The sequence below is a fragment of the Streptomyces sp. NPDC060366 genome, from assembly GCF_042725135.1.
GTDB lineage: Bacteria > Actinomycetota > Actinomycetes > Streptomycetales > Streptomycetaceae > Streptomyces.
In genome coordinates, this window is record NZ_JBHXDC010000008.1 from 285,528 (window position 1) to 296,896 (window position 11,369).

Sequence of the window (11,369 nt, forward strand, 5' to 3'; positions counted from 1 at the left end):
CGCTGTCGACCGTCAGGCAACAACGTCAACCGCGCTTGAGGTCAACTTCCGCCGCTCCGGGGCGCGGTGGGGGGCTTCCTCAGCGCGTGAGGGCGAGAACGGGCCGCAGGCCCGCCGGGCGCTCCTCCACCGGCAGATGGTCGACGAAGTGCACCGCGCAGCCCAGTTCGGCCGCGCCGCCGTCCGCCTCCCGGTCGTCCCCGACCATCAGCACGTCGCGCGGATCCTGTCCGATGGCCTCGCAGGCGGCGCCGAAGAGGCGTGCGTCCGGTTTCTGGATGCCGTGCTCGTACGACAGCACGTAGGCGTCCACGTAGTCGTCCATGCCGTGGGCGCGGAAGACCGGACGCAGGTCCCAGCCGATGTTGCTGATCACTCCGACACCGATGCCCTCGCGCTTGAGGGTGCCAAGCACGTCCGCTGTGTCGGCGTACGGCCGCCAGGCGTCCGGCGTCCGGTGGCGCTCGTAGAGCGCGTCGTACAGCCGCGGGTCCGGGAGCGCGACCTGCCGGGCGAGACCGGTGTACGCGGCCCTGTGCAGCTCGGCGCTCTCGTCGCGGGTGGCCCACAGTCCGGCCAGCTCCGGCGGCACCTGTTGCGGCGAGGGACCGCCGGGCAGTGCCCCCGCAACGGCGAGCTGGACCGCGTACCGCCGGACCTCGGCGGGCGGCACGGGAACGCTCAATTCGTCGAGTACGGACCGGAGCCAGGAGCCGGCCGATTCGATGCGGAACAGAGTCCCTGAGAAGTCGAAAAGCACACCCTTGATCTTCATGGACCCGATCCTTGCCGGGTCACCGCCACCGGGACAAGGCCCGTCCTCCGTACGTGGCGACGGACAGGGCCACAAGACACGCCCCGAACAGCCAGCCGGCCACCACGTCCGAACTCCAGTGCACCCCCAGCCAGACCCGGGTGAACCCGGCGCCGAGCACCGACACCACCCCCACCACCAGCGCGAAACGCCACAGCGGGCCGCTCACGCCGTGCCGTCGCAGCAGCCACAGCAGCATCCCCACGGTGACGGTGGCGGTCATCGCGTGGCCCGAGGGGAACGCCGCGAAATGCGCCGAGTCGACCGGGTCCGGCCAACTGGGGCGCTCGCGCCCGACGGCGGCCTTCAGGCCCTGCGACACCAGGGCGCCCACCAGGCTCGTCAGGGCGACCCAGCAGGCGAGCAGGCGCTCGCCGCGGAGGAAGAGGACGAAGAAGGCGACGGCGGTCAGCAGCCGCATCGTCCAGGGGTCCCACACCCAGTCCGTGAGAATCCGGTTCGCGTGGGTGAGCCCCGGCTCGTCGACCGCCCACCGGTGCAGATCCACGGAGACGGTCCGGTCCAGGGAGAGCAGCGGACCCCACTCGGCGGCGACGAGCGCCAGCAGGATCAGGGAGGCCACACCGAGCACCGCGCCGACGCGGGCCGGTGTCACGGTTCCGGGCGGTGTGGACGGTGCCGGCGAGGCCGGCCGTGGCGCCGGGGGCACCGCGGGGGATTGCATGGAGTGATCCTTACGACGAAGGGCCCCGCAAAGCTATCCCAGCGCGCGTAGTGCCGGGATGAAGGCCACCACGAGCGGAACCGCGGGCACCAGCGCCGCCGCCGCCGTGAGCCGCAGCCGGCGTCCCGCCGTCAGCCGGGGGAGCGGTGTCAGCAGCCGGTCCACCCGGCGCGGCAGTTCGCTGTCGGGGGCCGGGCAGGGGCCGAACACCCCACGGTCCTCGTTCAGTTCGACCAGGGCGAGCGCGATCGTCAGCCGCCCGAAGCGGCGCGAGGCGACGTCGTCGGCGGCCAACTCGACCAGGCGGTCCATCTCGGCCTGGAACGCGGCGAAGACCGGTACCTGCGGGAACCCGTTGGCCAGCGCCGACGAGCAGTGCAGCAGCCAGTCGTGCCGGGCGCGGGCGTGACCCTGCTCATGGGCCAGTACGGCATCGAGCTGGCGGCCCTTGAGCCGTCGCAAGGCGGCCGTGGTGATGACGAGTTGGGGTGCGGCGCCCGGCAGCCACCAGGCGCCCGGACGCTCGCCCTCCAGGACGACGAGAGGGCCGCCGCCGGGCTCCTCGCCGGGCAACAGCGGTGAACGGACGAGCAGTTCGGTACGGCGCCGCTTGCGGCGCGTGTGCGCCCGGTGGATCTCGCGCGTGAGCATGGCGCCCGTCCACACCCCGCCGGCCGCCAGGATCAGGGCCAGCGCCGCCGACCACGGGCGGTGCGCGCCGAGCGCGTACGCCTCGACGACCCCGCTCGGGGCGGGGGCGAAGACATGTCCCCGTACGGCCAGCCAGGCCGCCGCGGCGCTGAACGTCATGGCGAGCGCGAAGCACAGCAGCACGGCGGCCACCACGCACTGCCAGACCCAGAGCGCCACCACCGGCTCGCGCTCGGGCCATTCGGCGCGGGCCAGCAGCCGCGGGGCGACCACGGCGGCCAGCGCACCGAGCGTCAGCAGCACGAGGGAGACCATCATGGGCGCCAGTTTATGAGTGCCGTGCCGCTCACGGGGGCGGCCGCGGGCGTCAAGTGACGCAGGACACGGTCGTCGTACGTGTCGGTGCGCGCGGCATGTGCCCTGCTGGGGGCCCGTCGGGGTCGGCGGCGTCGGTCGCCGGCCGCGCCGGTGGGTCGTGGGTCAGAGCGTGAGCAGCATCGCCAGCATCGCGATGCCCATGGACAGCCGACAGGCCAGCGCCAGCTCCGGCCGGTCCCCGCAGAGGCCGGTCACCGCGTCCGTAGCCGTGTCCGTCGCTGTGTCCGGGGGCGTATCCGTCACGACCCCCGTCGGTGCCCCCGCCACCTGGACGTCCCCCGGGACGCCGCCGACCACGCCACCACCGGCGCGGTCGGCGGCGCCCGTCCCCACCGGGCCCCCGCCCTCCGCCACGGTCACGGTCTGCAACGGGAGCAGTCGGGCGCCCGTCCACAGCACGTATCCCGCGTAGTAGATCAGCAGCACACCCGTGGCCAGCGGCGTCCCGCCCGCGCTGTGCGCGCCGTGCGTACCGCCCGGCAGCAGGGCCATCGCCACCGCCATGTAGACCATGGCGAGCATGCCCACGAGATGGTGCAGATGGTGCGACGTCCTGCGGGCGGGTCCCAGCGCGCGCAGCGCGGCGACCCCGAACACCGCCACGTACACCAGCCAGACCCAGCGCGGTGGTGTGACCACCGCGGCCGGCACGGCCATCGCCGCCATCCCGAACCCCATCAGGGCCTCGCCGCCGGCCGTCCCGCCCGCCGTGCCGCTCCGCGCGCCCGTGGCCCCGCGCAGCCGGAGCAGACAGTAGGTGCCGGCCGCCGCGCAGAGCGCCACGACCAGCCAGCCGGCCGTCGCCGGTCCGTGCACCGCGCACCTCCCCCTCGCCCGGGGCCCGTCCTTCGGGGCAGGTCCCGGCTCCAACGATGTCCACACAAACGGTGTCAACGGTGAAATGCCCCTGTAGTTCGAGGCGCACGCGAGCGCAGGGAGACACGGGGGGAGCGCACCGGGGGACACGATCCGCGATCAAGGGCGCGGAAGTCGCGTGCTTTTCGCATTCCGCTGGAAACGGAAAACGTAAAGAAAATAGGCTGACAAGTTCATTTGAATTGGTCTGGACAAAGCCTCCGCACGGGCCTTGTGGCGGCCCTCCGAAAGCGGTTACTTTGCGATGGTGCGCCGTGGAGGCGGGCGGGCTGCCGCCGCCTGTAATTCCCCCCACCTCCGTGGATCCGCGTATTTCTGGCAGATTTCTAGTGGGAGGAAATACTCCGTGAGTATTTCAAGACGCGCCGTCATCGCATCGGCGCTGGCCGGCACAGCAGCTGCCGGTGGTGTCCTCGGCAGTCAGCAGGCGGGGGCCGCCCCCGCGCCGCGAGGCAGGGCCCAGGCGGCACCCGCCGCGAGTCCCCCCGGCGACGTGGTCGGCAAGATCAGCGTCGGGTATCAGGGCTGGTTCGCCTGCAAGGGCGACGGTTCCCCGATCGACAGCTGGTGGCACTGGAGCCAGAACGCCGGCCAGCCGCCGTCCCTCAGCAATACGACCATCAAGTCGTGGCCCGATATGCGGGAGTACACACGTACTTTCCCCACGGCGTATCCGAATCTGAACAATGGCCAGCCGGCCTCGCTGTTCTCCTCGCACGACCAGCAGACCGTCGACACCCACTTCCGGTGGATGCGCGAGAACAACTGCGACACCGCCGCGCTCCAGCGGTTCAGCCCCATGGGCGGCGAAGGCCCGATCCGGGACGCGATGGCGCGCAAGGTGCGCCAGTCGGCGGAGGCCAACGGCCGGAAGTTCTACATCATGTACGACGTCACCGACTGGCGTGCCATGCAGTCGGAGATCAAGCAGGACTGGACCAACAAGATGAAGGCGTACACGTCTTCGAGCATGTACGCCAAGCAGAACGGCAAGCCCGTCGTCTGCATCTGGGGCTTCGGCTTCGCCGACGACAAGCGCCCGTTCGCGCCCCCGGAGTGCCTGGACGTCATCAACTGGTTCAAGGGGCAGGGCTGTTACGTCATCGGCGGCGTGCCGACGCACTGGCGCAACGGCAACAGCGACTCCAGGCCCGGCTTCTCCGGTGTCTACCACGCGTTCAACATGATCTCGCCCTGGATGGTCGGACGGATGGGCACCGTCGCCCAGGCCGACCAGTTCTACCGGGACGTCAACACCCCCGACAAGGCCGACTGCGACGCGAGCGGCATCGACTACCAGCCGTGTGTGATGCCGGGAGACCTCCAGTCCAGGCACCGCGCGCACGGCGACTTCATGTGGCGGCAGTTCTACAACATGTGCCGGCTGGGCGTCGCGGGGATCTACATCTCCATGTTCGACGAGTACAACGAGGGCAACCAGATCGCCAAGACGGCGGAGAACGGCTCGATGGTCCCCTCTGGCTCCGGCATCTGGGCCCTCGACGAGGACGGCACGTCCTGCTCGTCCGACTACTACCTCCGGCTCACCGGTGACGGCGGGCGGATGCTCAAGAAGCAGATCGGGCTCACCGCGACCCGGCCGACATCGCCGAGGTAACGGGGCTCCGTCCGCACCGGCCGCCGGGAGGCAGGAAGATCCCGGCGGCCGGTGCGGTCAGCCGGCGGGCAGGTGCCGCGCCCGCGTCTCCCGCCCCCGCAGCCTGGGCGTGAACGTCGCGTGGAAGATCGTGGACGCGGCCCCGACGGCGGCGGCACCCGCGCTCAGCACCGACGGCTCCACCTCGACCCGGCGCAGCCGCCGGGCGGTCGGGTACTCGTTGACCGTACGGGCGATCTCGGCCAGGTAGAAGTCGGCGACGTCGTCGGTGAAGAAGGGCCCGCCGAGGACGACCAGATCGATGTCCAGCAGGTCGATCAGCCCCAGGGCGCCCCGCCCGATCGCCTGGGCCACCTCGCGTACGGCCGCCTTCGCGGCCCGGTCGCCGGCCGCCGCCGCCCGGCCCACGGCCAGATACGCGGCGGTGCTCCCGCTCGTCGTGGCCGCCGGACGCAGGCCGCCGCGCGCCGCCAGATCGGGCACGGACACCGGCGGATTGCACTCGGGCAGGATCTCCGGACGGCCGTCCTCGTCCACCCGCCCCAGCGCGATGGCGCAGAGCTGGCCGAACTCGCCCGCGTTCGAGCTGACGCCCCGGTAGATGTCACCGTTCAGATAGAGGCCGGTGCCGACCCCCGTACCGAGGTAGAGATACGCGAAGTCCCTGGCCCGCCGGTCGCGGCCGATCCAGCGCTCGCCCGCCGCCGCGGCCGTGGAGTCCTTCTCCATGATGACCGGGCACGGGAAGTGGTCCTTGAGGAGATACAGCAGCGGTAGATCGCCCCAGGCCGACATCAGGGGCGGTCCCAGTACGGTCCCGGACGCGATGTCCACGGGTCCCGGCACCGCGACCCCGATGCCCAGGAACCCCTCGGGCCGTACGGCGCCGCCCGCCTCGGCCAGCGTCTCCCGGCCCAGTGCCGCGACCCGCTCGACGAACTCCGCCGGGTCGGTGTCCGCGCTGACGGACCGGGTGCGGGTGCAGACGATCGCGCCGTCGAGGTCGATCACGACCGCCGTCAGCAGTTCGGGGTCGATATGGATCCCGAGCGCGTGCGCGGCGGCCCCGCGCAGCCGTACCGGAGTACGCGGCTTGCCCGACGTCGCGCGCAGTTGCGCGTCCTCGATCAGGATGCCCCGGTCGAGCAGGGAGCGGGCGATCCGGGACACCGACTGCTGGGTGAGGCCGGTGCGGTGGGCGATCTCGCCGCGCGTGATGGTGCCGGAGAGCCGTACGGTCTCGATGACCACGCACTCGTTGAACGACCCCAGGTCGATCTGGTTGACACCGCTCCAGGTGTGGCCGCGCACGGAGTTGTCCGTCGCGTCCTCGGTCCCCAGATGACCCGCGACGTTCTCGCGCAGCCAGCGCACGGTGCGGTACGGGTCGTCGGCGCGGCCGGCCGCGTACCGCTCCAGTTCGGCGGCCAGATCGAGATAGACGCGCCGGGAGGACTCCGGATGGCTGGTGCTGTCGAGAGCGATCATGGCCCGCAGGAAGGTGCGCCAGGTGGACCGCGCGGGAATGTGATGACACGTCACCATGCTTGTGCGGCCGGGTGGTTGAGGGGTCCCTTCGGCGGGGGCGTCGTCCCACAGAGTGATCGCGTGCAGCGCGAGATCGGGGTGCCGCCGGCTCGCCTGAGCGAGATACGCGGCCAGCGCGGGGTCGCCTTCGGCGGGGTCACGCCCGGCGGGCGGGCTGTCGTCGCCAGGCGCGTGGGCCGGGAGGAGTGGGGCCGTTGCTTGGGCGGCGATGTGGGTGGTGTGGTCGGAGCCTGTGTGCTTCGGCGGGTTCTGCCCGGCGGGCGTGGTGCGCGGGCCGGTGCTGTGCGCCGGAAGGCGTGGGGCCGTGGCTTCGGCGGCGGCGTGGGTCGTGTGGCCGGGGCCGGTGTGCTGTGCCGGGTTCTGCCCGGCGGGCGTGGTGTGCGGGCCGGGCGCGTGGATCGGAAGGCGGCGGCCTGCGGCCTCGGTGGCGACGTGGGTGGTGTGGCCGGGGCCGTGCTCCGCCGGTTCTTGCCCGGCGGGCGTGGTGTCCCGGTCCGGTCCCGGCGGGTGCCCGGCGTCGCCGGCGGATTCCCCGCCTCCCTCGGGAGCGCCGTCCCTGCCGGTGCCCGCGGCCTTATGGGCAGCCACCCCTGCTCGGTGAGCGCTGTCCACGGTGGCGGCCGACTCCCCACCGGTGCCCGCGGTCTTGTGGGCAGCCACCCCCGCTCGGTGAGCGCTGTCCACGAGGGCGGCCGACTCCGGGCCGGAGGCCCGTCGTGCCGCGTCCAGGGCGCGGTCGAGGCCCGCCAGGACGTCCGCGCCGATCACCGTGCCCGCCGTGACCGGGGTGCTCGGGACCAGCCGGGTGCCCGCGAGCAGGACCGCGCGCCGCGCGTCCACGTAAAGGCCCATCACCCACACGTCGGCGTCGGGCAGCGGCGGCCGGGTCGGTACGGACGGGGCGACCGGCTCGTCGGGGACGAGCCGCCAGCGGCGCCGGATGCCGGCCACCGTGGCGTGCGAGAGGCCCAACTCCCTTGCCACCGCCCGCGACGCGCCGCTGCCGCCGGGCGCGAGGAGCGTACGCGTGACGACCTCGGCCTCGTCGACCGTGGCGGGTCTGCCGGTACGCGGCCGGTGTTCGAGACCGTCGATGCCCGCGCTCGTCCAGCGCTGGCGCCAACTGCCCACCGTCTGCCGCGACACCCCGAGCCGGCGCGAGATCTCCGCGTCACGCAGCCCGTCTGCCGCCAGCAGTACGACCCCGGCACGGGTGGCGAGCGGACCCCCCTCGTCGGCCCACCGGCGCAGGACGGCGCGGAGTTCGGGGGAGAGCGCGCCGTCGGCGGGCGACGGCGGCGCGGGCGCACTCTCGGCCGGCCGGGTGTCAGACACCCGAGCCTCCCCTCGGGCCGTCGCCGCGGACCAGCCGCAACGTCAGGATCTGGAAGGGCCGCAGCGTCAGCGCCACCGACCGGTCGGTGTGCGCGCGGACCGCGAGCGTGTCCTCCAGGAGGTCCGTCTCCCGCACGGCGGTCACGGGGAACCCGGCGGTCAGTGTCGTTCGGGCACGGCCGCCCCGCGACTCGTACAGCCGCACGACGACATCGCCCGACCGGTCGTCGGCGAGCTTCACGGCCTCGACCACCACGTCCGGATCGTCCACGGCCACCAGCGGCTCCGCCGGCCCGGCCGACGGGCCCGGCCGCAGCGGCAGGTTGAGGGCGTATCCCTCGGAGATCGCCGCACCGACGTCCGCCCCGGGGCGCAGCGTGTGCCGGAAGCGGTGCGGCCCGCGGTCGGCGTGCGGGTCGGGGCTGTGGGCGGCACGCAGCAGCGAGAGACGGACGAGCGTGGTGGTCCCCGCGTCGGCGCGGGTGTGGCGCGACACGTCGTAGCCGTACGTCGCGTCGGACGCCAGCGCCACGCCCCAGCCGTGCTCGCCGACATGGATCCAGCGGTGCGCCCACTGCTCGTAACGGGCCGCGTCCCAGCTGGTGTTCACGTGCGTGGGGCGCTCGACATGGCCGTACTGGATCTCGCCGCGGCTGTTCTCCGCGTGCACGTCCAGCGGCCAGGCGGCCTTGAGGAGCGTGTCCTGTTCGCGCCAGTCGACGTCGGTGTCGATCGTCAGCGCGCGGCTGCCGGCCGTCAGGCTCAGCCGCTGTGTGACCGTGGACCTGCCGGTGCCGCGCTCGACCCGGACCTGCGCCAACAGCGGTCCGCTGTCGGTCACTTCGACACACGACGCGGTGTCGAGATCGCGCCGGGTGCCGCACGCCGCGTCACCGCTGGTGTCGGCGCGCGGCGCGTCGAGGCCGGACGCGCTCCACCGCGCCGGGTCGTCCCGGTGCAGTTGGAGCAGATTGCCCGCGCCGCCCGGCGCGATGGCCTCGCGGTCCGCCGCCAGATCGCGCGCGGAGCGCACGAGCCCCGCCGAGTCGACGTGGACCCGCAGCAGCCCGTTGTCCAGCAGATGGCCGCCGCCCCGGTCGGGATCGGCCGCGGTGACCGTCACCGGCGCCGTGCCGCCGAGCGGCAGCCCGGCCGTGCCCCGGCCGAGCGCGGGGGCCTCGGCCAGCACGGCGAGCCGCCCGCCGGACAGCGGCTGCCCCGCCTCCACCGCGCCCGGCTCGGTGAGCCGGTCCCGGTCGAGGACGACCACCTCGCGGCGGGCGCGCGGCCCGGCGTTGAGGACAGTGGCCCCCTCGGGACCGCCCGCGGCCAGCCGGATCAGGCTCTCCAGTCGGCGGTGGACCGCCCGGTACGTCTGCTCGGCCTCCTCGTGCACCCACGCGATGGCGCCGCCCGGCAGGATGTCCCGGCTCTGGTGCAGCAGGACCCGCTTCCACAGGGCGTCCAACTCGTCGTACGGGTACGGCACCCCGTCCCGTACGGCCGCCGTCGCCGACCACAACTCGGCCTCGCGCAGCAGTGATTCACTTCGGCGGTTGCCGCGCTTGGTTCGGGCCTGGCTGGTGTACGAGCCGTGGTGCGTCTGCGCGTACACCTCGCCGCGCCACACCGGCGCGTGCGGGTACTCGTCGAGCGCGTCGCGGAAGAAGTGCGCGGGGTGCTGGATCTCGACGCGCGGTGAGCCCTCCAGATCGGCCAGTCTGCGGGCGCGTTCGAGCATCTCGCGGGTGGGGCCGTCTCCTTCACGGTCCGCATGGTCCGCGCCGACGTCACCGTCGGCGCCCCGGCCCCCGCCGAACGGCAGTAACGAGCGGGTGCCGCCGCCCTTGTCCGCGTACGCCGCGACCGCGTCGGCCAACTCGGGCCCGGTGAGCGACGCGTGGTGCGGACCGGCGGGCGGGCAGTGTGTGAAGATCCGGCTGCCGTCGGCGCCCTCCCACCAGAACGTGTGGTGGGGAAGGGAGTTGGGGTCGTGCTCGGCGAGCGTGTGTCCGAGCAGCCAGCGCGCCCCGACCAGCGCGGCGAGCTGCGGAATCGCGGCGGTCATACCGCCGGAGCCGGGCAGCCAGACGCCGTCGGGGTCCAGGCCGAGTTCCTCCCGGTAGAAGCGCCGGCCGTGCACGAGCTGCCGCGCCAGCGACTCCCCGCCGGGCACGATCGCGTCCGGCTCCACCCACATACCGCCCACCGGGACCCAGTTGCCCCGCGCGACCGCCTTGCGAATCCGCTCGAAGACGTGTGGATGCCGGTCCTTCATCCAGGCGTGCTCCTGCGCGGACGAGGCGGCGAACACCAGCTCCGGGTACTCCTCGGCGAGCGCGGCCATGCTGCTGAAGGCGCGGGCGCTCGCACGCACGCTCTCGCGCGTCGGCCGCAGCCGGGCGGCGCCGGAGCGCGCGTGCCCGACCGCCGCGACGGTGTGCGCGGACTCGTGCGCCCGGCGGGCCAGGACCGGTGCGAGGATGTCCCGCGCGCCGGCGGCCGTCCCCGGGATGTCACGGGGGTCGACGGCGTCGACGGCCCGGTCCAGGGCCAGCAGGATCTCGTGGCGTCGCGGCAGTTCGGCGGGGAGCGCGCGCATCAGGCTGTACAGGACATCGATGTCATGAATGAGCTGCCAGATGTTCTCGTCGCGTACGGCGAGGTCCGCGCGGAGCAATTGGTGGAGGGGTTCGTCCCCGGCGGTGACCGGGTCGCCGAAATGGGCCCCGGCACCGGTGGCCGCGTCGATCGCCGGATTGGCCGCGGCCTCGACGAGCAGCCGTACGGGCTCGCCGCCGCGCGCGGCCGTCGTGACGGTCATGGTCCTGTTCTGCGGGTGCAGGCCCTGGAGCGGCGTGCCGTGCTCGTCGTGGACCAGACCCTCCGCCCCCTCGCCCCCGAGGTCGACGACCGCCTCGACGCGCCGGCCGGCCCAGCGCTCTGGGACGTCGGCGTTGAGCCGGAACCAACTGGTGGACCAGGGGCCGCCGCCCCAGGTCTCGCCGACGACGAACGGCGTGTACCCGGCGCGCAGCGCCACGTCGACGGGCACCGGCTCGCCCGGAATGTGCCAGGCCCCGACCTCCATGGGAAGCCGCCCGGTGTACAGCGCGGGGCGCAGCCGGCAGTCGAGGAAATGGGCTATTCGCGCCTCTCCGGACTTCCTTCGGTCATGCATGGGCGGCCCTTCCTGTCCAGCCAGTAACCGCCATGTAAAACCAAGAGTGTTATCAAGTCAACGCCTGTCCCGATTACTTCTGAGTTCCTGGTGGTGAGGGCCTCGCGATCGAATTGTCAGTTGAATTCCCGCCCGTAAAGTTCCCCTCCTGGATATTAATTGCCCTGACGAATCGGGCGGGAAAACGGCCTGCGGGAGCACCGGCGGAGGGGGCGGCCGGGGTGAGGCATGAAGAACGGCAGGAAGGCCGCCGCCTTCCTGCCGTTCGTGTGGGGGCGGGGGC

The 11,369-nt window shown here is 73.0% G+C and carries 7 protein-coding genes; 1 reads left to right on the plus strand and 6 read right to left on the minus strand.

The window, feature by feature from the left end; genetic code table 11:
• Positions 1-79: 79 nt before the first annotated feature.
• The 4 genes from ACFWHU_RS21695 to ACFWHU_RS21710 form a co-directional block, all read right to left on the minus strand.
• The gene (locus ACFWHU_RS21695) at positions 80-775 is read right to left on the minus strand and encodes an HAD family hydrolase (RefSeq protein ID WP_385792378.1); all 696 of its coding nucleotides are present in this window, start codon (positions 773-775) and stop codon (positions 80-82) included.
• 19 nt (positions 776-794) lie between these two features.
• Positions 795-1,499 carry a phosphatase PAP2 family protein gene (locus ACFWHU_RS21700; RefSeq protein ID WP_385792377.1) on the minus strand — a complete coding sequence of 235 codons (705 nt, stop codon included), beginning with the start codon at positions 1,497-1,499 and terminating at the stop codon, positions 795-797.
• Positions 1,500-1,532: 33 nt separating this feature from the next.
• Positions 1,533-2,468 carry a M56 family metallopeptidase gene (locus tag ACFWHU_RS21705; RefSeq protein WP_387226451.1) on the minus strand — a complete coding sequence of 312 codons (936 nt, stop codon included), beginning with the start codon at positions 2,466-2,468 and terminating at the stop codon, positions 1,533-1,535.
• Between the two features lie 162 nt (positions 2,469-2,630).
• Positions 2,631-3,344 (minus strand): DUF5134 domain-containing protein, encoded by a 714-nt coding sequence (locus tag ACFWHU_RS21710; RefSeq protein ID WP_387226453.1) that lies wholly within the window; start codon positions 3,342-3,344, stop codon positions 2,631-2,633.
• 406 nt (positions 3,345-3,750) lie between these two features.
• On the opposite strand from ACFWHU_RS21710, the gene ACFWHU_RS21715 reads away from it, so the two are divergent.
• Positions 3,751-5,022 (plus strand): glycoside hydrolase family 71/99-like protein, encoded by a 1,272-nt coding sequence (locus ACFWHU_RS21715; protein WP_387226456.1) that lies wholly within the window; start codon positions 3,751-3,753, stop codon positions 5,020-5,022.
• Between the two features lie 57 nt (positions 5,023-5,079).
• On the opposite strand, the gene ACFWHU_RS21720 is transcribed toward ACFWHU_RS21715, so the two are convergent.
• Both ACFWHU_RS21720 and ACFWHU_RS21725 read right to left on the minus strand, forming a co-directional pair.
• Positions 5,080-7,905, minus strand: coding sequence for an ROK family protein (locus ACFWHU_RS21720; protein ID WP_387226458.1), 2,826 nt, complete (start codon positions 7,903-7,905; stop codon positions 5,080-5,082).
• Positions 7,898-11,086 (minus strand): alpha-mannosidase, encoded by a 3,189-nt coding sequence (locus ACFWHU_RS21725; RefSeq protein ID WP_387226460.1) that lies wholly within the window; start codon positions 11,084-11,086, stop codon positions 7,898-7,900. The genes ACFWHU_RS21720 and ACFWHU_RS21725 overlap by 8 nt, the downstream gene beginning before the upstream one ends.
• Positions 11,087-11,369: the final 283 nt, after the last annotated feature.

What these genes read in the sequence shown, in the direction of transcription:
- ACFWHU_RS21725 (WP_387226460.1), bottom strand. Translation starts at nt 11,086, where the DNA reads ATGCATGACCGAAGGAAGTCCGGAGAGGCGCGAATAGCCCATTTCCTC.
- ACFWHU_RS21695 (WP_385792378.1), bottom strand. Translation starts at nt 775, where the DNA reads ATGAAGATCAAGGGTGTGCTTTTCGACTTCTCAGGGACTCTGTTCCGC.
- ACFWHU_RS21705 (WP_387226451.1), bottom strand. Translation starts at nt 2,468, where the DNA reads ATGATGGTCTCCCTCGTGCTGCTGACGCTCGGTGCGCTGGCCGCCGTG.
- ACFWHU_RS21700 (WP_385792377.1), bottom strand. Translation starts at nt 1,499, where the DNA reads ATGCAATCCCCCGCGGTGCCCCCGGCGCCACGGCCGGCCTCGCCGGCA.